Origin of the sequence: Paraburkholderia sp. UCT31 (assembly GCF_014397655.1) — a bacterium.
Taxonomy (GTDB): domain Bacteria; phylum Pseudomonadota; class Gammaproteobacteria; order Burkholderiales; family Burkholderiaceae; genus Paraburkholderia; species Paraburkholderia tuberum.
In genome coordinates, this window is record NZ_VZQP01000011.1 from 1 (window position 1) to 26,663 (window position 26,663).

General features: G+C 65.2%; 28 protein-coding genes. 12 read left to right on the top strand and 16 right to left on the bottom strand.

Annotated features, from left to right (window positions below; genetic code table 11):
- Together F6X40_RS11390 and F6X40_RS11395 are read left to right on the top strand one after the other, a co-directional pair.
- Window positions 1-458 (top strand): electron transfer flavoprotein subunit alpha/FixB family protein (locus tag F6X40_RS11390; RefSeq protein ID WP_222946046.1); only part of this gene is annotated, 458 nt, incomplete at its 5' end.
- A gap of 98 nt (window positions 459-556) precedes the next feature.
- Window positions 557-2,347 (top strand): acyl-CoA dehydrogenase, encoded by a 1,791-nt coding sequence (locus tag F6X40_RS11395; RefSeq protein WP_187627936.1) that lies wholly within the window; start codon window positions 557-559, stop codon window positions 2,345-2,347.
- Between the two features lie 139 nt (window positions 2,348-2,486).
- Here the strand turns inward: F6X40_RS11395 and F6X40_RS11400 are convergent, their stop codons facing one another.
- Window positions 2,487-3,773 (bottom strand): D-amino acid dehydrogenase, encoded by a 1,287-nt coding sequence (locus F6X40_RS11400; RefSeq protein ID WP_187627937.1) that lies wholly within the window; start codon window positions 3,771-3,773, stop codon window positions 2,487-2,489.
- A 179-nt stretch (window positions 3,774-3,952) separates the two neighbouring features.
- On the opposite strand from F6X40_RS11400, the gene F6X40_RS11405 reads away from it, so the two are divergent.
- On the top strand, window positions 3,953-4,441 hold the full coding sequence (locus tag F6X40_RS11405; protein ID WP_090801287.1) for an Lrp/AsnC ligand binding domain-containing protein: 489 nt from the start codon (window positions 3,953-3,955) through the stop codon (window positions 4,439-4,441).
- Between the two features lie 151 nt (window positions 4,442-4,592).
- Window positions 4,593-5,744, top strand: a complete 1,152-nt coding sequence (locus F6X40_RS11410) for a PA0069 family radical SAM protein (RefSeq protein WP_187627938.1) — start codon at window positions 4,593-4,595, stop codon at window positions 5,742-5,744.
- Window positions 5,745-5,781: 37 nt separating this feature from the next.
- Here F6X40_RS11410 and F6X40_RS11415 read toward each other — a convergent pair whose 3' ends face one another.
- Both F6X40_RS11415 and F6X40_RS11420 read right to left on the bottom strand, forming a co-directional pair.
- Window positions 5,782-6,249 (bottom strand): NINE protein, encoded by a 468-nt coding sequence (locus F6X40_RS11415; protein WP_184073831.1) that lies wholly within the window; start codon window positions 6,247-6,249, stop codon window positions 5,782-5,784.
- Between the two features lie 198 nt (window positions 6,250-6,447).
- Window positions 6,448-7,632 (bottom strand): PQQ-dependent sugar dehydrogenase, encoded by a 1,185-nt coding sequence (locus F6X40_RS11420; protein WP_184073829.1) that lies wholly within the window; start codon window positions 7,630-7,632, stop codon window positions 6,448-6,450.
- 171 nt (window positions 7,633-7,803) lie between these two features.
- On the opposite strand from F6X40_RS11420, the gene rpsP reads away from it, so the two are divergent.
- The 6 genes from rpsP (at window position 7,804) to F6X40_RS11450 (ending at window position 12,190) form a co-directional block, all read left to right on the top strand.
- Complete coding sequence (gene rpsP / locus F6X40_RS11425) at window positions 7,804-8,058, top strand: 30S ribosomal protein S16 (RefSeq protein WP_013090118.1); 255 nt, start codon at window positions 7,804-7,806, stop codon at window positions 8,056-8,058.
- 134 nt (window positions 8,059-8,192) lie between these two features.
- Window positions 8,193-8,927, top strand: coding sequence for a ribosome maturation factor RimM (gene rimM / locus F6X40_RS11430; protein WP_184073827.1), 735 nt, complete (start codon window positions 8,193-8,195; stop codon window positions 8,925-8,927).
- Between the two features lie 25 nt (window positions 8,928-8,952).
- Entirely contained in the window at window positions 8,953-9,720 is a 768-nt protein-coding gene (gene trmD / locus F6X40_RS11435; RefSeq protein ID WP_187627939.1) for a tRNA (guanosine(37)-N1)-methyltransferase TrmD, read from the top strand.
- 148 nt (window positions 9,721-9,868) lie between these two features.
- Window positions 9,869-10,255 (top strand): 50S ribosomal protein L19, encoded by a 387-nt coding sequence (gene rplS, locus F6X40_RS11440; protein WP_013090115.1) that lies wholly within the window; start codon window positions 9,869-9,871, stop codon window positions 10,253-10,255.
- A gap of 87 nt (window positions 10,256-10,342) precedes the next feature.
- On the top strand, window positions 10,343-11,101 hold the full coding sequence (locus F6X40_RS11445; protein WP_187627940.1) for an NUDIX hydrolase: 759 nt from the start codon (window positions 10,343-10,345) through the stop codon (window positions 11,099-11,101).
- A gap of 150 nt (window positions 11,102-11,251) precedes the next feature.
- On the top strand, window positions 11,252-12,190 hold the full coding sequence (locus tag F6X40_RS11450) for a CobD/CbiB family protein (protein ID WP_187627941.1): 939 nt from the start codon (window positions 11,252-11,254) through the stop codon (window positions 12,188-12,190).
- 72 nt (window positions 12,191-12,262) lie between these two features.
- Here F6X40_RS11450 and F6X40_RS11455 read toward each other — a convergent pair whose 3' ends face one another.
- The 3 genes from F6X40_RS11455 to F6X40_RS11465 are packed head-to-tail and all read right to left on the bottom strand — an operon-like array spanning window position 12,263 to window position 14,839.
- Window positions 12,263-12,583, bottom strand: a complete 321-nt coding sequence (locus F6X40_RS11455; RefSeq protein ID WP_187627942.1) for a DUF2007 domain-containing protein — start codon at window positions 12,581-12,583, stop codon at window positions 12,263-12,265.
- Window position 12,584: 1 nt separating this feature from the next.
- Entirely contained in the window at window positions 12,585-13,583 is a 999-nt protein-coding gene (gene rsgA / locus F6X40_RS11460; RefSeq protein WP_187627943.1) for a ribosome small subunit-dependent GTPase A, read from the bottom strand.
- On the bottom strand, window positions 13,580-14,839 hold the full coding sequence (locus F6X40_RS11465; RefSeq protein ID WP_187627944.1) for a M48 family metallopeptidase: 1,260 nt from the start codon (window positions 14,837-14,839) through the stop codon (window positions 13,580-13,582). The genes rsgA and F6X40_RS11465 overlap by 4 nt, the downstream gene beginning before the upstream one ends.
- Window positions 14,840-15,066: 227 nt before the next feature.
- Here F6X40_RS11465 and orn point away from each other — a divergent pair, with 227 nt between their 5' ends.
- Window positions 15,067-15,678 carry an oligoribonuclease gene (gene orn / locus F6X40_RS11470; protein ID WP_184073818.1) on the top strand — a complete coding sequence of 204 codons (612 nt, stop codon included), beginning with the start codon at window positions 15,067-15,069 and terminating at the stop codon, window positions 15,676-15,678.
- Window positions 15,679-15,716: 38 nt separating this feature from the next.
- On the opposite strand, the gene mog is transcribed toward orn, so the two are convergent.
- The gene (gene mog, locus F6X40_RS11475) at window positions 15,717-16,358 is read right to left on the bottom strand and encodes a molybdopterin adenylyltransferase (protein ID WP_187627945.1); all 642 of its coding nucleotides are present in this window, start codon (window positions 16,356-16,358) and stop codon (window positions 15,717-15,719) included.
- Window positions 16,339-16,956, bottom strand: coding sequence for a ribosome biogenesis factor YjgA (yjgA, locus tag F6X40_RS11480; RefSeq protein ID WP_184073814.1), 618 nt, complete (start codon window positions 16,954-16,956; stop codon window positions 16,339-16,341). Before yjgA ends, mog begins: the two co-directional genes overlap by 20 nt.
- A gap of 157 nt (window positions 16,957-17,113) precedes the next feature.
- Here yjgA and pmbA point away from each other — a divergent pair, with 157 nt between their 5' ends.
- Window positions 17,114-18,484, top strand: coding sequence for a metalloprotease PmbA (gene pmbA / locus F6X40_RS11485; RefSeq protein WP_187627946.1), 1,371 nt, complete (start codon window positions 17,114-17,116; stop codon window positions 18,482-18,484).
- A gap of 97 nt (window positions 18,485-18,581) precedes the next feature.
- Here the strand turns inward: pmbA and F6X40_RS11490 are convergent, their stop codons facing one another.
- From F6X40_RS11490 to F6X40_RS11525, 8 genes are all read right to left on the bottom strand, one after another.
- Complete coding sequence (locus F6X40_RS11490; RefSeq protein WP_018421333.1) at window positions 18,582-19,082, bottom strand: dihydrofolate reductase; 501 nt, start codon at window positions 19,080-19,082, stop codon at window positions 18,582-18,584.
- Between the two features lie 71 nt (window positions 19,083-19,153).
- Entirely contained in the window at window positions 19,154-20,713 is a 1,560-nt protein-coding gene (locus F6X40_RS11495) for a sigma-54 dependent transcriptional regulator (RefSeq protein WP_187627947.1), read from the bottom strand.
- Between the two features lie 24 nt (window positions 20,714-20,737).
- The gene (locus tag F6X40_RS11500) at window positions 20,738-22,189 is read right to left on the bottom strand and encodes a hypothetical protein (protein WP_187627948.1); all 1,452 of its coding nucleotides are present in this window, start codon (window positions 22,187-22,189) and stop codon (window positions 20,738-20,740) included.
- A 93-nt stretch (window positions 22,190-22,282) separates the two neighbouring features.
- Window positions 22,283-23,092 (bottom strand): peptidase C39, encoded by an 810-nt coding sequence (locus F6X40_RS11505; protein ID WP_187627949.1) that lies wholly within the window; start codon window positions 23,090-23,092, stop codon window positions 22,283-22,285.
- A gap of 7 nt (window positions 23,093-23,099) precedes the next feature.
- Entirely contained in the window at window positions 23,100-23,813 is a 714-nt protein-coding gene (locus F6X40_RS11510) for a C39 family peptidase (RefSeq protein WP_187619761.1), read from the bottom strand.
- A 105-nt stretch (window positions 23,814-23,918) separates the two neighbouring features.
- Window positions 23,919-25,310, bottom strand: coding sequence for a hypothetical protein (locus tag F6X40_RS11515; protein WP_187627950.1), 1,392 nt, complete (start codon window positions 25,308-25,310; stop codon window positions 23,919-23,921).
- A 25-nt stretch (window positions 25,311-25,335) separates the two neighbouring features.
- The gene (locus F6X40_RS11520) at window positions 25,336-26,004 is read right to left on the bottom strand and encodes a hypothetical protein (protein WP_187627951.1); all 669 of its coding nucleotides are present in this window, start codon (window positions 26,002-26,004) and stop codon (window positions 25,336-25,338) included.
- Window positions 26,001-26,552 carry a hypothetical protein gene (locus F6X40_RS11525; RefSeq protein WP_187627952.1) on the bottom strand — a complete coding sequence of 184 codons (552 nt, stop codon included), beginning with the start codon at window positions 26,550-26,552 and terminating at the stop codon, window positions 26,001-26,003. Before F6X40_RS11525 ends, F6X40_RS11520 begins: the two co-directional genes overlap by 4 nt.
- Window positions 26,553-26,663: the final 111 nt, after the last annotated feature.

Sequence of the window (26,663 nt, forward strand, 5' to 3'; positions counted from 1 at the left end):
GCAGCGCAGCGGTCGAGAAGATCGAAGCGGCAGCCGACGCAGGCCTCTCGCAGTTCGTGAGCCGCGAAGTGACGAAGCTCGATCGTCCGGAACTGACGAGCGCGAAGATCATCGTGTCGGGTGGCCGTGGTCTCGGCAATGGCGAGAACTACATGAAGGTGCTCGAGCCGCTGGCCGACAAACTCGGCGCGGCACTGGGCGCATCGCGTGCGGCCGTCGACGCGGGGTTCGTGCCGAACGACTATCAGGTCGGCCAGACGGGCAAGATCGTCGCGCCGCAACTGTACGTCGCGGTCGGCATCTCGGGTGCGATCCAGCACCTCGCCGGCATGAAGGACTCGAAAGTCATCGTCGCGATCAACAAGGACGAAGAAGCGCCGATTTTCAGCGTGGCCGATTACGGCTTGGTTGGCGATCTGTTTACCCTCGTGCCGGAACTCGTGAGCGAACTCGGCTAAGCGCCGCGGCGCCTGAAAGAGGCCGCCGAAAGCAAGCGAAGGGCGCAGGACCGACCAAGTCCCGCGCCCTTTTTTCATATCAAGGGAGGAGAACCGAAATGAGCTATACGGCGCCCATCAAGGACATGCTGTTTGTGATGAAAGAACTGGCCGGACTCGAAGACATCGCGAAGCTGCCCGGCTTCGAGGACGCGAACCTCGACACCGCGCAGGCCGTGCTCGACGAGTCGGCGAAACTATGCGGCGAAGTGCTCGCGCCGCTGAACGTCGACGGCGATCGCAATCCGAGCAGCTGGAAGGATGGCGTGGTCACTGCGACGCCGGGTTTCAGGGAAGCCTTCCGCCAGTTTGCCGAAGGCGGTTGGCAGGGCGTGCAACATCCGCTCGACTACGAAGGCCAGGGCCTGCCGAAGCTGATCGCGACGCCTTGCATCGAAATGCTCAACGCGTCGAACCTCTCTTTTGCGCTGTGTCCGTTGCTGACCGACGGCGCCATCGAAGCGCTGCTAACCGCTGGCAGCGAAGCGCAAAAACAGACCTATGTGCCCAAGCTGATTTCCGGCGAATGGACCGGTACGATGAACCTGACCGAACCGCAGGCCGGCTCCGATCTCGCGCTCGTACGCACGCGCGCCGAGCCGCAGGCCGACGGTTCGTTCAAGCTGTTCGGCACGAAGATTTTCATCACGTGGGGCGAGCACGACATGGCGAAGAACATCGTGCATCTGGTGCTCGCACGCACGCCGAACGCGCCCGATGGCGTGAAAGGCATTTCGCTGTTCCTTGTGCCGAAGTTTCTCGTCGACGAAGACGGTTCGCTCGGTGAGCGCAACGACGTGCATTGCGTGTCGATCGAGCACAAGCTCGGCATCAAGGCGAGCCCGACCGCGGTGCTGCAGTTCGGCGATCACGGCGGCGCGCTCGGTCAGCTGATCGGCGAAGAGAATCGTGGCCTCGAATACATGTTCATCATGATGAACGCCGCCCGTTTCGCGGTCGGCATGCAAGGTGTCGCGATCTCGGATCGCGCATATCAGAAAGCGGTCGCGTATGCGAAAGAGCGCGTGCAGAGCCGTCCCGTGGACGGCTCCGCGAAGCAGTCGGTCGCGATCATCCAGCACCCGGACGTGCGCCGCATGCTGTCGACGATGCGCAGCCTCACCGAGGCGTCGCGCGCGCTCGCCTACCTCGCGGCCTCGCACTGCGATATCGCGCATCGTCATCCGGACGATGCGACGCGCGCGAAGCATCAGGCGATCTACGAATACCTCGTGCCGATCGTGAAGGGCTGGAGCACGGAGCTGTCGATCGACGTGACGAGCCTCGGCGTGCAGGTGCATGGCGGCATGGGCTTCATCGAGGAAACCGGCGCTGCCCAGTACTACCGCGACGCGCGCATTCTACCGATTTACGAAGGCACGACCGCGATCCAGGCCAACGACCTGATCGGTCGCAAGACGCTGCGCGACGGCGGCAAGGTCGCGAAGGAACTGCTCGCTGGCGTCGCCGAAACGGTTGAAGCGCTTGGCGCGCAGCAGGGCGCGGCGTTCGTGTCGATGCGCACACAGCTCGCGCAGGGCCAGCGCGCGCTTGGCGCGGTCGTCGATTTCGTCGTCACCAATGCGAAGGGCGATCCGAATGCGGTGTTCGCGGGCAGCGTGCCCTATCTGAAGCTCGCGGGCATCGTGCTGGGCGGCTGGCAGATGGCGCGTGCGCAGCTTGCCGCGGCGGCGAAGCGCGACGAGGACCCAGCGTTTCATGACGCGAAGATCGCGACCGCGCGGTTCTACGCCGAGCACGTGCTGCCGCAGGCGGCGGCGCTCGAAGTGGCGATCGTCAGCGCGAAGGGGGGCGAGGGCGTGCTGGCTTTGTCGGAAGACCAGTTCTGAGCATGCCTCGATGCCGGCCGCGATCGCGGCAGCACATTGAAATGCAAACGGCGCCCCGCGAGGCGCCGTTTGTTTGTCCGGCTGCTGTTTGTTGCGGCCTGCGCCGCGGCCCGGGCCGCGTCAGCGCACGCACTCAAACTCACGCATACGCCGGCCGATGCTCGCCCGCGGTCTCGCCGAGATAGCGATGCACCGACAGATCGTCCGCGCGAATCGCGGGCTGCTTGCCCGATATCAAGTCGGCGAGCAGTTGGCCCGAGCCGCACGACATCGTCCAGCCAAGCGTGCCGTGGCCGGTGTTCAGGAACAGGTTCGGCACCGGCGTGCGGCCGACGATCGGCGTGCCGTCCGGCGTCATCGGCCGCAGACCGCTCCAGAACGTCGCCTTCGAGGTGTCGCCGCCGCCCGGGAACAGGTCATTCACAGAAAGCTCGAGCGTCTCGCGGCGCGCCTGGCGCAGCGATTTGTCGAAGCCGACGATCTCGGCCATCCCGCCGACGCGAATCCGGTCATCGAAGCGCGTGATCGCGATCTTGTAGGTCTCATCGAGCACGGTAGACACCGGCGCCGCAGCCGCGTCGACGATCGGCGCGGTGATCGAATAGCCTTTCAGCGGATAGACCGGAATCTTCACTATGCCATCGAGGAAGCGCGTCGAATACGAGCCGAGCGCGACCACGAACGAATCCGCGCGCACGAGTTCGCTGCCGCACTGCACGCCGGCGATGCGGCCGCCCGCCATCGCGAGCGCGTCGATCGACGTGTTGTAGCGGAACTTGACGCCCAGTTCCTCGGCGAGCGCCGCGAGGCGCGTCGTGAACATCTGGCAGTCGCCGGTTTCGTCGCCGGGCAGGCGCAGGCCGCCGGTGAGCTTGTGCGACACCGCGGCGAGTGCTGGTTCGGCCTTGGCGAGTTCGTCGGCCGTCAGCAGCTCGTATGGCACGTTGGCTTCCTGCAGCACGGCGATGTCTTTCGCGGCGCCGTCGAACTGCTGTTGCGTGCGAAATACCTGCAGCGTGCCGCCGGTGCGGCCTTCGTACTCGATGCCGGTGTCGGCGCGCAACGTCTGCAGGCAGTCGCGGCTGTATTCGGCCAGCCGCACCATACGGCCCTTGTTCACCGCATAGCGCGGCGCCGTGCAGTTCTGCAGCATCTGCCACATCCATTGCAGTTGGAACGCGGTGCCGTCGACGCGAATCGCTAGCGGCGCGTGCTTCTGGAACATCCACTTGACGGCCTTCAGCGGCACGCCCGGGGCGGCCCACGGCGAAGCGTAGCCCGGCGAGATCTGGCCCGCGTTGGCGAAACTGGTTTCGAGCGCCGGGCCGGCCTCGCGATCGATAACGGTCACTTCGTGACCGGCGCGCGCGAGGTAATACGCACTCGTCACGCCGACGACGCCACTGCCCAAAACGACGACTCGCATAGCTGCTCCAGATATCCAAAAATTGAGTGAGGGCAAGGCGCTCGTCGGAGGTTCGATCTGATTCGATCCGGCGAGCTGCAATGTGAGGTGAAATGCCGTTTGCCCAGTGTTAACCGCTATACTATTAACTGTGAGACAGGTTTTGTTATCGTATTTTCATCATTTTTAGAAAAAACACCATGCGTACCCAGCGCCAGCCCGTGCGGGCTCTCGACAAGCTCGATCACAAGATCCTGCGGCTCCTGCAGCAGGACGGCCGTATGGCGATGAAGGACCTGGCGGAGCAGGTCGGTCTGTCGGTGACGCCGTGCATCGAGCGCGTCAAGCGGATGGAGCGCGACGGCGTGATCACCGGCTACTACGCCCGCGTGAACCCGGCCGAGCTGGGCGCGGCGCTGCTCGTGTTCGTCGAGATCACGCTCGATCACAAGAGTGGCAACATGTTCGATCTGTTCCGGCGCGAGGTGCAGAAGATCCCCGAGGTGCTCGAGTGCCACCTCGTGTCGGGCGATTTCGACTATCTGATCAAGGCGCGCATCGGCGAAATGGCCGATTACCGCAAGTTGCTCGGCGACATCCTGCTGCAGCTGCCGGGCGCGGTGCAGTCGAAGAGCTATGTGGTGATGGAGGAAATCAAGGAGACGCTGACGATCGCGGTGGGCGAGTAGGTTGCCGGTTCACTGAGGGGTTGGACGCGCATCAAGCGACCAACGAAGTGCTCGACAAACGGCGTAAACACTGTATATTTATACAGGTGTGTTGCGCCGCTTTCCTTTGGCGCTTCCTGTTTGCGTTTGCGTTTGCTTTGCGTGGCCCGCCGTGGATGACCCCGACACCCCTGACATTCCCGAATTTCCGATCGCGCCGCCGGCGCCTCGCAAGGGGCGCGGCGCGGTCACGAACCTGCAAGGCCGCTACGAAGTCGACCAGCGCGAAGCCGTCCACGACGGCTGGCAGACGGCCGACGAAGACGGGGAGCCGAAGGTCCTGCGCACGCAGGTGTTCGAGGAGCGCGCAAAAACCATCCTCACACGCAATGCGTCGCCGGACATTCCGTTCAATGTGTCGCTGAATCCTTACCGGGGCTGCGAACACGGCTGCATCTATTGCTTCGCGCGGCCCACGCACAGCTACCTGGGCTTGTCGCCCGGGCTCGATTTCGAAAGCCGCATCTACGCGAAGATCAACGCGCCCGAACTGCTCGAGCGGGAACTGTCGAAGAAATCCTATGTACCCGAGCCGATCGCGCTCGGCGTCGTCACCGATGCATGGCAGCCGGCCGAACGTGACTTGCGTCTTACGCGTCGTGTGATCGAGGTGCTCAGCGAGCGCAACCACCCGTTCGCGGCGATCACCAAATCATCGCTGATCGAGCGCGACATCGACCTGCTTGCGCCGATGGCCGGGCGCGGGCAATTCATGGCGGCGATCACCATCACGACGCTGGACGCCGACATCGCGCGCACGCTCGAACCGCGCGCGGCCACGCCGTCGCGCCGGCTGCGCACGATCCGTACGCTCAGCGAGGCGGGCATTCCGGTCGGCGTCAGCATCGCGCCGGTGATCCCGTTCGTCACCGAACCGGATATGGAGCGCGTGCTCGAAGCATGCGCCGAAGCGGGCGCCAGCAATGCGAGCTATATCGTGCTGCGGCTGCCGTGGGAGGTCGCGCCGCTGTTCAAGGATTGGCTGGGCGCACATTTCCCGGATCGGGCCGAGCGCGTGATGAGCCGTGTGCGCGACATGCGAGGCGGCAAGGATTACGATTCTTCGTTCTCGACCCGCATGAAGGGAGAGGGCTTATGGGCGGATCTGCTCAGGCAGCGCTTTCACAAGGCCGTGCGCCGGTTAGGGTTGAACGGGCGCGACCGCGGCATTCTCGACATGTCGCATTTCCGCCGGATCGAGCCGCCGCGCGCCGAGCAGGTGAGCGCACCGGCGCGCGACAATCCGCAACTGAGGCTTTTCTAGCGCGCAGGAACGTCTGCGGGTCCCGCGACGGGGGGCATTACTGCGAAATCGCTTTGGCCGCTTCAACCTGACTTTCGAAGTAGGTCTGGAACGCGAGCGCGAGACCGGTCATCAGCAGAAACGCACCGATCAGCAGCGAAAAGATCACGACGAAAATGACCGTCCAGCCGGAGCGGCTTTTGCGTTGCGTGTGGGTGTTGAATTGCGCATCCCATTTCTGATCAGGACGCAGCCCGTAGACGAGCGCCGCCAGAAACGCGGCAAACAGCGAAACCGCGCCGATCGGCGCGAGCGCCCAGCCCAGGATCGACGCGCGCTCGGTCGCGACCAGCAGCATCACGCCGGGAATGCCGACCAGCGTGCCGAGTAGATGCGCCCAGCCGTAGATGTCTCGGGTGCCGTACAGATAGAAGCGGTGGGCGCCGAGGCTGCCGAACAGGAACGCCAACGCGGCGGTGAGCGTCTTGGATCTGAAGCGCGGGGAAGTCGAGGCAGCGGTGGGCATGAACGCGTGGGCAGAGTGACGGGCGGTCGAAAGGAGCGGCGCGCCGCGGGGGCGCGGGCCGACGCGCATTCTACGCCTGCGGCGCGCGGGTGGTCACGTGGAGGACGATCGCCCAGGCTGAAAGCGGGGTGGCGAGATGCGCCGGACCTGGCTCAAGGTGAGTGCAGCCGTTCAGCCGGACATGCGTGCATCCGCGTATTACGGCGCTGAATACGTGACGCGATAGATCGCGCCGGCGGTATCGTCGCTGATCAGTAGCGAACCGTCTGGCAGCGGCAACACGTCGGCGGGGCGGCCCCAGACCGATTCGCCGGGTTGCAGCCAGCCTTCGGCAAAGACCTGCTGGCGTGCGTGGCTGCCGTCAGGGTCGGTGATCACGCGCACGACGCGGTAGCCGACCTTCTTGCTGCGGTTCCACGAGCCGTGCTCGGCGATGAAGATATTGTTGCGGTAGTCGGCTGGAAACATCGGGCCGTCGTAGAAGCGCATGCCAAGCGCCGCCACGTGCGCGCCAAGCTTGACCACTGGCGGCGTGAATTCGCTGCACGGATGATCCTTGCCGAACTCGGGGTCGGGCGTGTCGCCGCCGTGACAGTACGGAAAGCCGAAGTTCATGCCGACTAGCGGCGCGCGGTTGAGCTTGTCGCTCGGAATATCGTCGCCGAGCAGGTCGCGACCGTTGTCGGTGAACCAAAGTTCGTGGGTGACCGGATGCCACGCGAAGCCGACCGAATTGCGGATGCCGCGCGCGACGACCTCGTAGTGGCTGCCGTCCGGGTTCATGCGGCCAATCATCGCAAAGCGGTCCGGATCTCTCTGGCAAATATTGCACGGCGCGCCTTGCGGCACGTACAGCTTGCCATCCGGGCCGAACGCGATGAATTTCCAGCCGTGATGCGTGTCCGTCGGCAGCTTGTCGGTGACAACGACGGGTTTCGGCGGATCGTTCAGGTGCGAGTCGATCGCATCGAAGCGCACGATTTTCGACACGGCCGACACATACAGCGCGCCGTCGCGCCACGCGACGCCGGCGGGCATCTGCAGCCCGGACGCGATCACGTGGTGACCCGTCACGCGGCCGTTCCGCAGCTCGAGCGCATACACATGGCCATCGTCGCTGCCCACGTAGAGAATGCCCTTGGGCGACAACGTCATCGCGCGCGCGCTCGGCACCTCGTCCGACAACACTTCGATGTGAAAGCCCGGCGGCAGCTTGATTTTCTCGATGGGCAGCGCGGCGATTGCCGTCAACGCCTGCGCGGCGATAACCGCGGCCGCTACCGCACGTAGAATCCGGCTGCACGAGGTGCGCGAAAGTCCAGCAAAGCGTACGAAAAAGGCACAAAAGGCGAACGGAAACGGGAGTTTCGGCTGGCGTTGCACAGGCGCTCCTTCAGGTAATTCGGGCGTTTGAACCGGTTCTCGCACCTCTTGTAGAAGGTGGGTGCAGCCCGGTTCCGCAGTTTATCCCGGTAAGTGTTTGTTATGGCGTTGGTTTCCCGCTATAATCGCGTGTTTCAGTCGTTCCGAACCCCGGTTTTCAAGGATTCTAGTATGGTCATCATCCGCTTGGCTCGTGGCGGCTCCAAGAAGCGCCCGTTCTACAACATCGTCGCCACCGACTCGCGCAGCCGTCGTGACGGCCGCTTCATCGAGCGCGTCGGTTTCTACAACCCGGTCGCTACGAAGGGCGAGTCCCTGCGTATCGCTCAGGATCGCCTGACGTACTGGCAAGGTGTTGGCGCGCAACTGTCGCCGACCGTCGAACGTCTCGTGAAGGAAGCGCAAAAGGCGCAGCCGGCTGCTTGATATGGCGGCCCGCAGGCGTATCGTCGTCGGTTCGGCCGGCGGCTCGCGCAACTCGCGTGAGCAGTCCGATGCGCAATTTGTTTTACTGAAGCAGACGCCAAAGCAGGCTGCGAAGTTGTTGTCGAGGTTATTCGATGTCTGTGCGTGATTCCGGCAGTTCTGGTAGCGTCAAGGCAGCTTCGCGCGCAAAGGCGTCTGGTCAGGCGTCGTTCGGTGCATTCGTCCGCAAGCCGGTCGAACGAACCGACGGCAAGGCGAAAGAGGCGCAAGCCAGTGCCGCGAACGCCGATTTCGAAGCTGCAGAAATGCGCATCGAAACGGCCGCAAGCTGGCCGGCCGATGCGGTCGAAGTCGGCGCAATCGTCGACGCCTATGGTCTCAAAGGCTGGGTCAAGGTAGCCGCGCATGCGGATGCCGGGCAAGGCGGCGACGTCTTGCTGAGCGCGAAGCGCTGGTGGCTGCTGAAAGGCCAGGAGCGCAAATCGGCGCCGTCCTTGCAGGCCAAAACACATAGCGACAGCGTGGTCGCCCGTCTGGGTGGCGTCGCTGACCGCGATACGGCGTTGGCTTTGCGCGGTTCTCGCGTATACATTGGCCGTAGCGAATTTCCGGCGCTCGAAGCCGACGAATTCTACTGGGTCGATCTGATCGGCCTGGACGTGGTGAATCTCGCCGGGCTCAACCTCGGCAAAGTCGCCAGCATGATCGACAACGGCGCGCAGTCGGTGCTGCGCATCGAATATCCGGCTACCGACAAAAACGGCAAGCCGGTCGCAGGCGAGCGTTTGATCCCGTTCGTCGGCGTCTTTGTCAAAACGGTGGACCAGGCGGCAAAGCATATCGTCGTCGACTGGGAAGCTGACTATTGAAATCTATCGTTGAGCGGGGAGAGCGATGCAGTTCGATGTCGTGACGCTCTTTCCAGAAATGTTCCGCGCGCTGACTGACTGGGGTATCACCAGCCGGGCCGCGAAGCAGCAGCGCTATGGGTTGCGTACGTGGAATCCGCGCGATTTCACGACCGACAACTACCGCACGATCGACGATCGCCCATACGGCGGCGGCCCCGGCATGGTTATGCTGGCCCGGCCGCTCGAAGACGCGATCAGTGCCGCGAAAGCGGCGCAGTCGGAGCAGGGCATCGGCGCGGCGCGCGTCGTGATGATGTCGCCGCAAGGCGCCACACTGAATCACGAGCGCGTGATGAAGTTCGCGGCCGAACCCGGTCTGATCCTGTTGTGCGGGCGCTACGAAGCGATCGACCAGCGTCTGCTGGACCGTGTCGTCGACGAAGAAGTAAGCCTTGGCGACTTCGTGCTGTCGGGCGGCGAGTTGCCCGCGATGGCGTTGATGGATGCGGTCGTGCGTCAGTTGCCTGGCGTGCTGAACGACTCACAGTCGGCGGTGCAGGATAGCTTCGTCGATGTGCTGCTCGATTGTCCGCACTACACGCGTCCCGAGGAATACGAGGGCGTGCGGGTGCCTGATGTGCTGCTCGGCGGCCATCATGCGGAAATCGAAGCGTGGCGGCGGCGCGAAGCATTGCGCAACACGTTGAACAAGCGGCCCGATCTGATCCTGAAGGCCAGAAAGAACAGAATGCTGAGCCGTGCCGACGAGGCGTGGCTCGCGAGTCTCGCGAAGGAAGAGCCGAAGGCCTGAGGCCCGGTCTTTCAAGCGGACACAAGGTGGTGCCGTGCATGCGTGTGCGGTGCCAGATGTGAACCCATCCTCTATCGGGGCCGTAGCCCAACGCAGTAAGCGCGTGAGGCAGGTACGAACGCCGACAAGATGGATCTAGGAGTCAGTGATGAATCTGATTGCAAAACTCGAGCAGGAAGAAATCGCGCGCGTTCTCGGCGAAAAAACCATTCCGGATTTTGGTCCGGGCGATACGGTCATCGTCAGCGTGAACGTGGTTGAAGGCACGCGTAAGCGTGTGCAGGCTTACGAAGGCGTCGTGATCGCCAAGCGTAACCGTGGTCTGAATTCGTCGTTCATCGTGCGTAAGATTTCGTCGGGCGAAGGCGTCGAGCGTACGTTCCAGACGTATTCGCCGCTGCTGGCTAGCATCGTCGTCAAGCGTCGCGGCGATGTGCGTCGTGCGAAGCTGTACTATCTGCGCGAGCGTTCGGGCAAGTCGGCTCGAATCAAGGAAAAGCTGGTCTCGAAAGACCGCGCTGCTTCCCAAGCGTAAATGCTGTAAGAAAAAGCACCCCTCGCGGGTGCTTTTTTGTTGGCCAGGTCAAAATAGCGGCATGTCCACGCTCATCAGAGAGACCCGTTGATCCGCCCCGTCTTTGAGCCCGAAACTCTGCCTGTCATCGCGACAGGCGCCGATCTGCCACCGGTCGCGCGCGAGCGTCTGACGCCCGATGCACTGCGGGCGCGCTTTGATCGGCAGCTTGCCTGGACACCCGAGAAAATTGCCGATGCGCCGTGGCGCAATACCGATCTCGATCCGCGCGTGGCCGCGGTGCTGGTGCCGCTCGTCGTGCGCGCGCGTGGTCTTACCGTGTTGCTCACGCAGCGCGCGGACCATCTGAACGATCACGCCGGTCAGGTGAGTTTTCCCGGCGGCCGCCAGGAACCGTTCGACGCTGATGCGACTGCTACGGCTCTGCGCGAAGCGCGCGAAGAGGTGGGCCTCGACGCGTCGCGCGTCGAAGTTCTCGGCGCGTTGCCCGACTATCTCACTGGCACCGGCTTTCGCGTGTCGCCGGTCATCGCTCTTGTGCACCCGCCGTTCGCGCTGGAGATCGATACGCTCGAAGTGGCCGAGGTCTTCGAAGTGCCGCTCGCGTTCCTGATGGACCCGTCCAACCACGAAGAGCGCCTGTTCCGCTACGAGGGCGGAGAGCGCCGCTTCTTCGCGATGCCGTATCCGCGCGGCGAATTGACGGCGGCTCCGGAGGCCGCCGAGCAGCGCGGCGCGCACCACGCGCAGACGGTCACGCCAGCAGCCGTGCAAGGCGGCCATCATTTCATCTGGGGCGCGACGGCGGCGATGCTGCGCAACCTGTATCGGTTCCTCGCCGCATAAATTACGTGACTCGCATCGCCGCGTCGACGATGCACAGTTGCGCGAACGACGCACTTGTCGGCGCTTTGTCAGCATCCGCGTTCAGACTCATCCGACCCTGTGCTATCGTTATAAAACAATCGTAAAAACTTAAAAAGCACGGCGCATCGCATGACTTTTTTCTCCGTATTGCTGGCTCTGATCATTGAACAGGTACGCGCGCTGTCGCCGAACAATCCGTTGTCCGCGTTGCTTCAATACCATGCGGAGTCGGCGGCGCAAGGATTCGATGCTGGCAAGCAACGTCACGGTCTGCTCGCGTGGCTCGTCGTGGTGGTGCCCTGGACGCTCGCGGTCGCGCTCGTCTACTACGTGCTGTATCACATTCACTTCATGCTCGCGTTCCTGTGGAACGTCGTGGTGCTGTACTTCACGCTAGGCTTCCGGCAGTTCAGCCATTACTTCACCGACATCCATCTCGCGTTGAACAACGACGACGTGCCACGCGCGCGCGAAATTCTCAACGAATGGACGGGGCTCGATACCGTCGACATGCCGGTCAGCGAGATCGTGCGTCACACGCTGATCCACGCGGTGGTCGCGTCGCATCGCCATGTGTTCGGCGTGTTCTTCTGGTTTCTGATTCCGGTCGGTCCCGCTGGCGCGGTGCTGTACCGTTGCGCGGAATATCTCGCGCGCGCATGGGCGCGGCCGGCCGACGACCGCACCGTCGCGTTTTCGAGCTTCGCGCAGCGCGCGTTCTTCGTGATCGACTGGGTGCCGGCGCGGCTGACGTCGCTGGGCTTTGCGATCGTCGGCAATTTCGAGGATGCGATTTACGCGTGGCGCAATCATGCGCGGCAGTGGCCCGATACGAACGACGGCGTGTTGCTCGCCGCGGGCAGCGGGGCGCTCGGCGCGCGTCTGGCCGGGCCACTCGCGGAGCCGTCGAGCCTCGACGCGCTCGCCACGGGCGACGGCGGTCCGATGCAGGTCGGCGACGACTGCACGCCGCGCACGCTGCAATCGGCAGTGGGGCTGGTGTGGCGTGCAGTCGTACTGTGGATGATCCTGCTGTTGATGCTGACCATCGCGGTGTGGCTCGCCTGAAGCGGCCAGGCCACGCGCGCAGCACAAGAAGAAGCCGGGCAATGCCCGGCTTCTTCAATTCCCGACTCCGCTTCACCCCTTCAACGGATCGCGCACAGTCCCGCATTGCCAGCACACGGTGAACTGCGCCTCGAGCACCTCGCCGCACTGCTGACAATGCCATGGAGGCGCGCCCGGCGCCGGTCCTCGCGAGGCCGCTTCGATCAGCCGCCGCGCGATCGCCTCATCGCGTTCATCGACGAGCCACAACTCCGGCGCGCACTGGTCGGCCGGAATCTCGCCGAGCGCCCCGTTCAGATAGCGGTTGTGCAGCTCGCAAGCGATGCCCGCGCTCTCCAGCACGTTGACCCAATGCTGTCCGATGATCAGGTTCGGCGCGCGCATCAGTTTCATGTCAGCGGACAATCTGGCTCGCCTCGTGCACGAGCTGCGCATAAAGCGCATGCCGTTCGCGGCGGATGCGCCCGTCGGCGACCGCTTCGAGGATCGCGCAGCCAGGCTCGTGCAAATGATGGCAGTTATAGAAACGGCAGTTTGGCAGTAGCGGCCGGAACTCGGGGAACGCGCGTTCGAGCCGGCCTTCGCTCAGGTGATGCAGGCCGAATTCCTGAAAGCCCGGCGAGTCGATCAGCGCGCCGGCCGCGCCATTGACGCCATTCACGCCGGTCGTGCCCTCCGACCGCGGCAGCGGATAAAGACGCGTGAACGTCGTGGTATGGCGCCCGCTGTTCAGCGCGGTCGAGATCTCGCGCGTCGCGACTTCGGCATCGGGAATCAGCAGGTTCACGAGTGTCGATTTGCCCATGCCGGACTGGCCGAGCAGCAACGTCGCGTGACCATGCAGATGTTCGGTCAGCGTGGCGCGTGCCGCCTCGGGCTGCATCCGGATCGACGCTTCGAGCACCGGATAGCCGAGCGCGCGATACGGCTCGAGCCGCTTGCGCGCGCCGTCCAGAGCATCGGTGACGTCGATCTTGTTCAGCACGATCAGCGGCTTCAATTCGTTCGCCTCGGCGGCGACGAGCGCGCGGCCGAGCAGATCCTCGCTGAAATGCGGCTCGGTGGCGAGCACGATCAGCAACTGGTCGAGGTTCGCGGCGAACAGCTTCGACTTGTACTGATCCGAGCGATACAGCAGATTGCGCCGCTCGCCGATCTCGACGATCACGCCTTGATCCGCCGAGGTCGGCTCATAGATCACGCGATCGCCGACCGCGACCTCGCTGCGCTTGCCGCGTGGGAAACATTGCAGCAACGCGCCGCCGTCTTCAGGAGCGACCAGATAGTGGCGGCCGTGCGCGGCCACCACGAGGCCGCCCGTGCGCGTGCCGTGCATGCCGGATGCGGTGGCCGACGCGCCGCGCGCCGCCTTCTTCGGAGCGCGGCCGCTCATGCGTGCTGCAGCAGTCGGTCGATCCGCTGCGAGGCCGGCGGATGCGAATAGTAGAACGCGGTGTAGATCGGATCGGGCGTCAGCGTCGACGCGTTGTCCTCGTACAGCTTGACGAGCGCGTTGACGAGATCGTGCGCGTCGGTTTGCGTCGCCGCGAACGCGTCGGCTTCGAACTCGTGCTTGCGCGAGCTGAGACTGCCAAGCGGCGTGACGAAGAACATGAACACGGGCAGCGCGAGGAAGAACAGCACGAGCGCGAGTCCGCTATTGCCGCCGACGAGCGACGGCCGCACGCCGAGCCCTTCGTAGAACCACACGCATTGCGTCAGCCAGCCGAGCAGCGCGAGCATCGCGAGGCTGATCGCGAACGTGACCAGCATGCGCTTCATCACGTGACGACGCTTGAAGTGGCCGAGCTCGTGCGCGAGCACCGCTTCGATCTCGCGGCCCGACAGGCGCGCGAGCAGCGTGTCGAAAAACACGATGCGCTTGCTCGCGCCGAAGCCGGTGAAGTACGCGTTGCCGTGCGCCGAACGGCGGCTGCCGTCCATCACGAACAGGCCCTTCGCGGCAAAGCCGCAGCGCTTCATCAGCGCCTCGATGCGGGTCACGAGCGCTTCATCCTTCAGCGGCTCGAACTTGTTGAAGAGCGGCGCGATGAAGGTCGGGAAAATCAGCAGGCCGAACATCTGGAACGCGACCCACACGACCCATGCCCACAGCCACCACAGGTTGCCCGCGCGGTTCATCAGCCACAGCACGACGAACAACAACGGCAGGCCGAACGCGATGCCGAGCAGCGCGCCCTTCACACGGTCGAAAAAGAACAGGCTTTTGCTCATGCGATTGAAGCCGAAGCGTTGCTCGACGACGAACTGCCGGTAGTAATCGAACGGCAGGTCGATCGCGCTCGTGATCGCGATCACAGCGGCAACCAGCGCGATCTGACCGACGTAGCCGCGGCCGAGCCAGTCGGAGATCGCGAGATCGAGCATCTGCACGCCGCCGAGCAGCGTGAGCCAGATCAGCACGGCCGCGCCGACGACGATCTCGACCATCGCGAGCCGCGTGCGCTCGACCGTGTAGTCGGCCGCGCGCTGATGCGCGGTGAGCGCGACGGTGTTCGCGAACTGGCTCGGCACCTGTTCGCGATGCGCGACGACGAAGCGGATCTGCCGCGACGCGAGCCAGAGTTTGGTGCCGACCATCGCGACGACGGCGACGACGAACAGGGCGGTGAAGTACAGGGTAGGCATCCGGGGATTCCGTGGTATCTATGCGAGAATTATATGTTTCTTCCCGCCTCGCGGCGGAGATACGGTTTAACGCGACGGTTCAACGCAAGAGCTCCGGGTAGCAGTTCAGGGCGGCGCTTTGGCGCGGCCGGCCCGGCTCGAACCGCGCGAATCGATTTCAAACGAACACATGCCGCGCCGCGCGGGTTTCCAGCTAAGCCCGCCGCGCGGCCCTCAGGGTTGCCTTCATGACTGACATCCTCGCATCCACCGAACAGCCGCCGCTCGTGCGCAGCGACATGAATCTCGTCTGGCTGGACATGGAAATGACCGGGCTCGAGCCCGACACCGACCGCATCATCGAGATCGCGGTGGTGGTGACGAATTCGACGCTCGACAGGATGGTCGAAGGTCCGGTGCTCGCGATTCATCAGAGCGATGAATCGCTCGCGAAGATGGACGAGTGGAACCAGAACACGCATGGCCGCTCGGGGCTGATCGATCGCGTGAAGGCGTCGACTGTCAGCGAGGCCGACGCGACCGCGCAGATCCGCGAGTTCCTCGGCCAGTACGTGCCGCCGGGCAAGTCGCCGATGTGCGGCAACTCGATCTGCCAGGACCGCCGCTTCATGGCGCGCTGGATGCCGGATCTGGAGAGCTTCTTCCACTACCGCAACCTCGACGTAAGCACGCTGAAGGAGCTGTGCCGGCGCTGGCAGCCGGTCATCTACAAGGGCTTCCAGAAGCGCGCGATGCATACGGCGCTGGCCGATATCCACGAGTCGATCGACGAGCTGAAGTACTACCGCGAGCATTTCCTCGTGCCGTCGGCGCCGGACGCCGCCGCGAGCGCTCAGTAAAGCGCGGGCCTGCACGGGCCGGCCCCGAACCTCGAACCTCAGTCTTGCCGCGGCGCGCGTTGCGCGCTTTTCGGCCGGAACGCCTTGACCACGTCGACGTTCGTTTCTACGTAAGGGCCGCCGATCAGGTCGATGCAGTACGGCACCGCCGCGAAAATCCCTGGCACCTTGACCATGCCGTCATCGCGCAGGCCTTCCAGCGTTTCCCTGATCGATTTCGGCTGGCCGGGCAGGTTGATGATCAGCGCGGCGTGTCGTTCGGTTTCGCGGATCACCGCGACCTGGCGCGACAGGATCGCGGTCGGCACGAAATTCAGGCTGATCTGCCGCATCTGCTCGCCGAAGCCGGGCATCTCCCTGGTCGCGACAGCGAGCGTCGCCTCGGGCGTCACGTCGCGGCGCGACGGTCCGGTGCCCCCGGTCGTCAGCACCAGATCGCAGCCCACTTCGTCGACCAGCTCGATCAGCGTCGCCGAGATGGTCGGCGCGTCGTCGGCGATCAGCCGCGTGACCACCTGCCATGGCGAGCTCAAGGCCGCGCCGAGCCACTCCTGCAGCCCCGGAATGCCCTTGTCCTCGTATACGCCCGTCGACGCGCGGTCGCTGATCGACACGAGGCCGATCACGATTTCGTCGGGGTGCTGACGTTGCTTACGTTGATCAGGCGTCGCGGTCGTCATCGTCGTCTTCCGCGGCGAGGTTGGGGTCGTGCGCGTCTTGCGCTTCGTCGTCGGTGCCGGCCGCGCTCTTGATCCACTGGAACAACTCGCGGAAGTAGCGCGGCGGCTTGCTCTGCTCCGCTTCCTTGCGCGCGTTGCGGATCAGCGTGCGGCCCTGCTGCGGGTCGGCGCTCGGGTGCTGGCGGATGAACTCGGTCAGCGCGGCGTCGTCGGCCAGCAGCTTTTCGCGGGTGCGCTCGATCCAATGGAGCTTCGCCGTCTCCGACTTGTTGATGCCCTTGTAGGTGTCGAGCGCGGTGCGCAGCGCGGCGGTTTCGGTGTCGAGCAGCGAGCGCATCACGCGGCCGACGTACTGGATCTGGCGGCGCTTGCCTTCGTGGTCGGTGATGCGGCGCGCTTCGCGCACGGCTTCGTCGAGCTTTTCGGGCATCGGCATGCGCTTGAGCGCGTCTTTCGGCAGCGCGACGAGTTCCAAGCCAAGATCCTGCAACGCCTGCATTTCGCGTTTGACCTGGGACTTGCTCGGACGATCGTAGCCGTTTTCGTCGACTTCCGTGACGACGGATTCGATCGGTTGAATGCGGGTTTTGCGTGTCATGCCGGTATTGTAACTTGCCGCGCCGGCCCGACCCGCGGCGGCGCGTACCTTGCTATGATCGCGGGATGCATTTATCCCGCACCCGCGCACCCGCGCGCCCGCGCCGAATACGGTGCGCATATCCGGGCCGCGCGGCCCCAACAGGACGGCAACCACAATGGCAGCAGACATGGACGTCAAGCAGCGCTTTTTTCCGCATACCCAGGATGAGCTGAAGGAAATCGCCTCGGACATCCTTCGTCACGCGAAGGCGCTCGGCGGCACCGACGCCGCGACCGAAATCTCCGAAGGCGACGGCCTGTCCGTCTCGGTACGGCGCGGCGAAGTCGAGACGATCGAGCACAACCGCGACAAGATGGTCGGTGTGACGGTGTTCATCGGCAACAAACGCGGTAACGCGAGCACCTCGGACTTCTCGCCGCAGGCATTGAAGGACACGGTCGCGGCCGCCTACAACATCGCGCGCTTCACCGCCGAAGACAATTGCGCGGGCCTCGCCGAAGCGGAGCTGCTCGAAACCGCGCCGCGCGACCTCGATCTGTACCACCCGTGGAATCTGTCCGCCGACGAAGCGGTCGAAATCGCGCGCCGCGCCGAAGACGCCGCGTTCGCGACCGATCCGCAGATCAAGAACTCGGAAGGCGCGAGCGTGTCGGCACAGCACTCGCAGTTCGTGCTGGCGACCTCGCGCGGCTTCCTCGCCGGCTATCCGTATTCGCGCCACTACGTCGCGTGCGCGCCGATCGCCGGCAGCGGTCGCAACATGCAGCGCGACGACTGGTACACGTCGACGCGCAGCGCCGACGAACTCGCCGATCCCGAAGCGGTCGGTCGTTACGCGGCGCAGCGCGCGCTCGCGCGCATCGGCGCGCGCGGCCTCGACACGCGCAAGGTGCCGGTGCTGTTCGAGGCGCCGCTCGCGGCGGGCCTGCTCGGCGCATTCGTGCAGGCGACGAGCGGCGGCGCGCTGTATCGCAAGACTTCGTTTCTGGTCGACAGCCTCGGCAAGCCGGTGTTCGCGCCGCACGTGCAGGTGGTCGAAGACCCGCACGTCGCGCGCGCGATGGGCAGCGCGCCGTTCGACGAGGAAGGCGTGCGCACGCGCCAGCGCCCGGTCGTGAAGGACGGCGTCGTCGAGGGCTACTTCCTGTCCACCTACTCGGCGCGCAAGCTCGGCATGAAGACCACCGGCAACGCGGGCGGCTCGCACAACCTGTCGCTGCTCAGTTCGAACACGCGCCCCGAGGACGACTTCGAGGCGATGCTGAAGAAGCTCGGCACGGGTCTGCTGCTGACCGAACTGATGGGGCAGGGCGTCAATTACGTGACCGGCGACTACTCGCGCGGCGCGTCGGGTTTCTGGGTCGAGAACGGCAAGATCCAGTATCCGGTCGAGGAAATCACGGTCGCGAGCACGCTGCAGGAGATGTTCCGTCATATCGTCGCGGTCGGCGCGGATACGATCACGCGCGGCACCAAGCAGACCGGCTCGGTGCTGATCGAGCGGATGACGATCGCGGGGCAGTAAGCCGGACGGCTCGTTCCAACGCAGCCCGGTATCAAACGAAAACGCCACGCAACTGAACGTTGCGTGGCGTTTTTTATCGCTTGCGCGGCGCGCGCCGTCAGACGTCCTTGCGCTGATACGTGACGAATGCGTAATCGAAGTCGTTGGGCGCATTCGAGTGATGCGCTTCGCGCGCGATTTCTTCCCACACCTGCGGGTCGATCGCGGGGAAGGTCGCGTCGCCGTCGAAGTCGGCGGCGATTTCGGTGACGATCAGCTTGTCCGCATGGCGCAGCCCTTCGTCGTAGAGCTCTGCGCCGCCGATCAGAAACGCCTGCGGCGCCTGGTCCTGCGCGGCGAGCGCGAGCGCTTCGTCGAGATTGGTCGCGGTGTCGCAGCCCTGAAAGCGCCGCGAGGCATCGCGCGTGACGACGATGTTGCGGCGTCCCGGCAGTGGCCGGCCGATCGATTCATGCGTTTTGCGGCCCATGATGATGGGCGCGCCCATCGTCGTGCGCTTGAAGAATTTGAGGTCTTCGGGCAGTCGCCAGGGTAACTGGTTGTCTCGGCCGATCACGCCGTTGCTGGCGCGAGCGACGATCAGGGTGAGCGTCGTCATCGAATGGAAAGAGGAGGGTAACCGGGCGATTCTACCCGAGCCGTCGATCCACACCGACGCGTACCCGCCGCTCACGCCCGCGCCGGCCCCTCCGCGGGGAGCGCTCCCTTGTCGTCGGCGCTGCCCGGTTCGCGCAAGCCGTGCACGCCCATCAGCCGATACAGCGTCACGCGGGAAATGTTCAGATCCACCGCCGCCTCGTTCAACCGGTGCCGATGGCGCAGCAGCGCGGCCTCGATCGCGCGCTTCTCGGCAGCCTCGCGCGCCTGCGTGAGCGTCATGCTTTCCTGCCCGGTGTAGCCCGCGAGGTCGAGGTCGTCGGCCGAGATCAGCTTGTTCTCGGCCATCACGATCGCGCGGCGCACGCGGTTGATCAGCTCGCGCACGTTGCCGGGCCAGTTGTAGTTGTAGAGCGCCTCGATCGCCGACGGCGTGAAGCCGCGAATCTTGCGCGCGTTGTCGGTCTTGAACTTGTGCAGCATGTGGTACGCGAGAATCTCGATGTCCCGCCCCCGCGCGCGCAGCGGCGGCTCATCGACGCGCAGCACGCACAGGCGATGAAACAGATCCGCACGGAACTGGCCCTCGCGCATCGCGCCGTCGAGATCGACGTGGGTCGCCGAGATGATGCGCACGTCGACCGGAATCGATTCGCGTCCGCCGAGCCGCTCGATCTTGCCTTCCTGCAGAAAGCGCAGCAGGCTCGCCTGGCTTTCGAGCGGCAGATCGCCGATCTCGTCGAGAAACAGCGTGCCGCCGTCTGCCGCCTCGACGCGGCCGATCTTGCGCTGATTCGCGCCGGTAAAGGCGCCGCGCTCGTAGCCGAACAGTTCGGATTGAAGAAGATGATGCGGGATCGCGCCGCAGTTGATCGGCGTGAAGGGCGCCTTGCGGCGCGGCGAGCGCTCGTGGATCGCGAGCGCGGTCAGCTCCTTGCCAGTGCCCGATTCGCCCGCGATGAACACGCTCGCGTCGGTGTTCGCGACCTTGCGGATCGTGCGAAAAAGCTGTTGCATCGCCTCGCAGGTGCCGACCATTTCCTCGTCGCCCGCTTCGCTGACGGGCGGCGGAAGTTCCGGGTCGCACAGCGCGACCATGCCGAACGCGTGGCCGGCCAGATAGTCGATCGTGGCGTGCGCGACGGGCAGCTTCACGAAGTCGAAGCAGTAGTGGCGCACGAGGCGTCGCACGAGCGGATCGTCGAGCCGCTCGTTGGTCGCCAGCGCGATCCAGCCGATCTGCTGCTGACGCAGGCTCGCCTCGAGCCCGCCGATGTCGCGCGGCGCGAAGCTCGCCAGATCGACGATCCCCGCGCATGCGATGTCAGGTTTCACGAGCCGCCCGAGTTCGTGCGCCGAGCGCGCCGCCGCGACCTGCCAGCCGCGGCTTTGCAGATGCGCGATCAGCGTTTCGTCGGGCGTGCGCGCGACGTACAGCAACTGTCGCTCGACGCCGCGCACCGCGGCGCTCGCCGGGCCGCCGGCTTCGTTGCTTGCCGGTGGGAGAACGCCCGGCGCCGCCGCGGACCCAGCGGACGACACGGCGGCGCGCTGCTTCGGCACCGCGAGCGACAGATGCGATCCCGCTGCCGCGACGGAAGCCACACTGTTCAGATGAGGTGATTCACGCACGTTCGACCTCGTATCGTTGGCACGTCAGAAGGTGTACGGAAAGCGCATGCCGACCACGAAGTTCGGCGCGTCGGGTGTGAGTCCGATCGATACCGAGCCGTTGATGGTCAGATGCTTGTTCACGACGTGGTTCAGGCCAAAATTCATCGCCGCGGCCGTGGTTTCGCTGCCCGGCACCTTCTGATAGCTGCCGCCCGGCGATTTGGTCTGCGACGCGGGTTCGAGCGCCATCGTGAACGACACGCTGGCCGAATCCTTGTCGGAGAACGCGAGCGCGACGCCTCCGCCGAACTGCACGATGTCGCCGAGCTTGACCGTCGCCGGTTCGGTTTGTCCCTGCACCGACGAGATGTCCGCGAACGAACGCGCGAGGTTGTAGGTATAGGAAACGCTGCCGAACAGCACGACCGGGTCGTAGGTCTTCAGCACCGACAGACCCGCCGTGATGTTCCAGAAGCCGGTGCCGGTCGGCAGTCTGGTCGGCGCGACGAGGTTGGTGTTGTCCGCGTCGACCTGCACGACTTTTTCGCCGAACGGCGAGCTGCCGGTCGGCGCCTTCACGCGCAGACTGCCGACCACGTCCGGCAAGGCATTGGTTTCCCTGACGAACTGGTAGTAGATGCCGAAGTTCACGTCGCCGATGTCGTGACTCGACACCGTCGCGTCCGACAGCGTGCTCGCCGCGCCGCCCGCGCCGCCGACGATGAAGGTGCTGCGCCGATACAGGTACGGCACGTCGACGTCGACATTGATGCGGTCGGACACGCCGTAGCGCGTGTCGAGGTCCGCCATTACCTGGTGCGACTTGGTCTGGCCGAGGTTGATGTTGCCGAGGAAAATCGCGTCGAGCGCGAGGAAGCCCGACAACTGCAACTGGCGACGGTCGTAGTAGGTGTCGCTGATGCCGAAGTCCATCGTCAGCTTGTGGTCGAAGAGCGGCGCATGCTCGCGTTGCACGACCGCCTGCTCGGCCTGGGTGCGCACCGGTTCATTCGCGCGCTGGGTCCGGCCGACCGCGCCGCTGCCGTCCGTGGCGGCGGGCAGGCCGCCGGCGCTGGCGTTGCCTGCATTGCTGCCGTCCGGCGTCGGCGGATTGACCGGCACGCCGGTCGCGGTCCCGGTGGTGCCCGCCGGCGCGGGCGCGCCGGGCGCGATCTGCGCGAGCGGCGGCAGCGGCACCGGCAGGCCGTCGGCGCCGGGCTGCTCGGCCACCGTGTCGCTGCCCGCGGGGGCGTCGGCGCCCGGCACGCCGCGTCCGCGCTGCGCCATCTCGAGTTCGGTGACCTGCCGTTCGAGCGAATGGATCTGCCGCTGCTGCTCGTCGACGACGCGCATCAGCGTGTTCAGACGGTCCTCCACGGATTGACCGGCGAGCGCCTGCGCGCTCGCCGTCTGAGAAAGAGCCCACAGCATGACGGCGGCCGGAATGGCCGCGAGAGCCATGCGCGGTGCCCTGGTCGATGACACTTTTTTCATTTTTGCTCCCCCGGTGGTCCGGCCGCGCGGTGCTGACTGCGCGGCCGTTTCTTTACTGCTTTTGCTGCAACTGGCGGGTGGCGGCCCGCTTCGTCATCTCCTGTTTTGCAGTGCCTGCAGTACGCCTAACTGACGAAGCATCGAAGCCGACATCTGCTGGGTTTGCAGATGCAGTTGCAGGGCGTTGGCGACTTGCTGGTTATTGCCTGCAATCTGCAGCAACTGGGCGATCTGCCCGTTGCTCGGCGCGATGGTCTGGGTGGCGAGCCCAGCGGGTGTCTGCAGCGCCACGTTCACGCCGTTGCTGCCGAACGAAATGCCGGCTTTCACGGAGCCGGTCGAATTGCTGGCCGATGCCGACGGCGCGTTGGCGGAGCCCGTCAGCGTCACGGCGCTGTTGTTGAAGTCGATTAGCGCGGCGTTGGTGCCGCTGTTTCGATCGCCCGCGACCTGGGTGACCTGCGACACGCCATTGACGCCGACGCTCTGGCCGCCGCGCGCCTGGGCATTCGGGTTGGCGCCCGAATCGCCCGGTTGGCCGTGCGCGCCGCCGCTCACGCTGGCGAACGTGCTGACGGAGCTCGTGAGCTGGCCGCCGCCGTTCTGCACCGCGCTCAGCGATCCCTGGGCGAGCGCGCTCGCGCCGTTGGGCAACTGCCATTGCGAAATGACGTTCAGCACGAAGCCGGAGATCATCGTCGCGCCGGCGTATTTGCCGGTCTGGGTCGCGAGCACGTCGTCGCCGACGAGTTGCACCCGCAGGGGCGCGGCGCCTGGCTCGGGCGGTATCGAAAGTTCGGGAGCCGGTGGCGAGGCGGCGCCCTCCGAAGCGTGGGCGAGGCCGCCTGCGCCGCAGGCGACGGCGCAGAGCACGAACCCAAGCTGTGTGAAGTGTGACTTCATGGCGGGATCAGAACATGTCTGCCTTGTTCAAGCCGTACTCGAAAAAGGGAGTCGCGGCGGTGCCGGCTGCCAGCGCAGCGGCGCGCAGCTTCAGCGCGAGCGACTCGTTGTCCTGCAACAGTGGTGAATCCTCCCTGAAGGGTTTGCCGAGGACCGCGAACACGAGACCGTTCCAGGTCTTCGCGAAGTCCTCTTCGAGCACGATGCGATTGCCGAGCGCCGGATCCGCGATGAACACGCGGCCGTCCTGCGCATGCTTGACGATCACGAAATGCTCGTAGCCGTCGATGTTCATCAGGACCATCACGGGGATCTGAAGATGGTGGAGCGCTTCGACGTTGACGCGAAAGCCGCGGCCGCGCAGTCCGATGGTCTCGACGAAGTGCTTCATGTCGAGCATCGAGAAGCCGTTCTTGACGACGACTTCGGGGGTTGAAAAGACCATCATCCGGCGAATCAGTTCGGTTTCCGGAATATCGATGCCGTAGCCGTACTTAAGGAGGGTGGCGAGCGCCGCGGCGCCGCAGCTGTAATCGAATTGCTGATTGACGATGTGGTTGTAGCGCAGGTCCTTCATCGAACGGACCGTCTTCGTCAACGGCACGCCGGCGAACGTGGACGTGTCGATGCTCGACTGTGCGGCGGCGTGATCCGCGCACAGCACGCACCCTGCCAGCGCTACGGCGAACGGTAGCGCCGGGAACCCCTTGAACCCGGTCATGCTGGTCTCCTGCCCGATCCGCGCCGGCAGCTTCGATGGCTGCCGGCGCGCCCCTCCGACTGCTTAGTGCTTCTTCTGCTTGCCCGCGCTCGCCGCGTCGTCGGCTTACTTGCCGCTGTTCAGCGCCGCGATGGCGAGGCCGTTGTGCTGCAAGTTGCCCGCGCCGCCGGCGATGTTCACGCCGATGTTTCCGGAGGCGCCTTTCAGCGTATCGGCACCCAGACTCGCGGTGCCCTGGAATTGCCCGTGGACGGTCATCGTCGCGGATTGCGAGTTGTCGTCCGTCGCATCCATCGCGGTGGTCAGCGCCTTGCCCGGCGAGGTCGTCGTCACGGCGCCGGCAAGCGCGTTGTCCTGCGCGTTGCCGATACCGGACGCGATGTTCACACCGACGTTGCCCGTCACACCCGACAGCGACCCGTTGCCGACCGACGCGTTCAGATTGAAGTTGTGGATCGTTGCGCTGCCGCCCGAGGACTGCACGTTGAAGGCCTGCGCGTTGCCGAACACGTTGCCGACGTCGACCGAGGCGAGCGACACGTCGTTGCTCTGCGCGTTGTCGATGCCTTCCGCGATGTTGATGCCGAGGTTGCCCGACACGTTGCTGGCTGCGTTGGTGCCGGTGGTTGCATTCAGCGTGGCGGCAGCTTCGTTGTTGATGTGCTGCGTGATCGAGCCGCGCGTCGTCACGTCGGTCGTCGACATGCCTGCGTCGATGCCCCAGGCGGCGCCATACGAGTCGCTCGACGACGAGCGGCTGCGCGAGTAGCCCGACGATTGCTCGCCGACCATCGCATAGCCGGAGCCTTCGCTCGCCCTGAAGCCCCATGAACGGCTTTGCCCGGACGCTTCGCTCGCTTCGAAGCCGCCGGCGACGCCCGACGAGTTCGCGTAGCTCGATTCGCGATAACCGGCCTGCAGGCCGCCGCGGGCGCTGAACGAGCCGCTGCCGTGCGAGAACGTGTTGTGGTCCTGATAGCTGTAGCTGCCGCCGATCGAGCCGCCGGCCGACAGATGGCCGCCCGAGTTCTGACTTGTGTGCGAGAAGCTGCCCGCGATGCCGGCTGCCTGCTGGCTGGTTTCATAGCCGCCGCTCGTCACGCTCGCGCTCTGGCTGCCGTACGCATAGCCGCCGGAGGCTTCGAAGCCCTGCGAGCCCGAGCTCGACGACGTATGGTTTTGCGTCGTGAACGCGAATGCCGAGCCGCCGCCCCTGACCGACGTTCTGCTGTTGTTCAGGGTCGTGGTCACGTTGCCGCTGGTGTAGGTCTGCGCCTGCGGATCGAGCGTCGCATTCACGTTGACGGTCTGATTGTTGTTGATCACCGCGTTAGCCGTGCTGGAGACGTGCACGCAGCCAAACAGTCCGACCAGACCTTCGACGCCGACCATCTCGCCGACGACCGTCGTATTGAACAGGTAGGCCTTCTGCGGCGCGGCAAGCACGTTGCCGGACGCGGCAACGAGAACGGCCGTGGCAATAAGAGTGCGCTTCATGATTCGCTCCGATACTTAAGTGTGGTCAGTTAAAAAAAGTGCCCGCCGGGGGACGGAGCACAAAACTGTTTGCCGTGGCATTACCGGCGCCGGCTGCCTGGTTGATTTGCACGATTCCGTTCGCGTTGCGCAAGGCATCGCTGGAAATGCTTGCCTCGCGCACGCCGTGAATCGCGTTCGACTGCCCCGGACTGCCGTTTTTCGGGGCCGTCGCGGATAGCTCCCCATCCGAGACGGTCTCGACTCCGAGCGCCGCAGTCCCGATCTGGGTGCTGTTGCGCTGCAGATTCCCTGCTCCGGCCGACTGGTTCACCAGCACCGCGCCGGATGTGTTCGAAAACGCATTGGCTTCGATCGACGCTTGCGCGCGCGGCACGTTCGCGACCACCGACGCGCTTTGCACGCTCGCGTTCGCGTTGCCGACCGCGGCGCCGTTCGTCACCGTGATCTGGTTGGCCTGCGCGTTGTCGAGGCCAGCCGTTTCGTTGACCGTGAGCGCGCCCGTCGCGCCCATGCCCGCGCCGGTGCCGATCGTCGCGATGGCGCCGACGATGGGCACCGCTTGCGCCTGCGCGTGAGCCGCGCCGGCGACGAACGCAGCGACGCCCATGCACAGGCACGCGCAGACGCGCAGGGCCGGGCGTGCCGCAGCGATTTGCCGCGAGCGCAGCGAGGGGCGCAGGCGTGTGCTCATTTCAGACCTCCGAGCGCGCCGCCGAGGACGTTCGATAGCGGCGCGAGCGCGCCCGTCACCGACGAGCTGATCGTGCCGCCTACGCCCGTCGCCGGTCCGCCGATGCCGCCCGAGTTCAGCGGGATCGTGTTGCCGGTCGCCTTGCCGGAGAGGATCTGCGTGACGGCCTGCATGCCGGTGCCGCCGAGTACGCCGCCGGCGGCGACGCCGTTCGAGCCGTGCGCGTTCGTCAGATCGGTGTCGCCCACGAGCGTCGCGATCGTCGGATCGAACGAGTTGGCCGGGAACGTGGTGGCGCGCACGGCGACCGGGTCCTGGTCGTGCGGCACGGGGACGAACGCGTCGCGCGGCGTGACGCTGCGCTCGACGACGAGGTCGCCCGGATTGGCAACCTGCTCGGCATAGGCATGGCTCGTGAAGCAGGCGGTGACGAGGACACTGGCGAGAAGGGCGGTGCCGGCCGAAGCGGCGCGCGGCAAGACGGGAGCGTTGCTGAACGACGCCGCCGGCAGCCCGAGGGCGTGCGGCGTCTGTTGGTTCGTACTCATGTCCCGGTCCCTTCTCTCTTGTTGCCTGTGTCCCGCCGTCGTGGGGCGCGTCACTGCTCGCGCGGCCACCGGTCCTGCATTGCCTGGTTATTTGCCGTCTGTTCGTGGCTT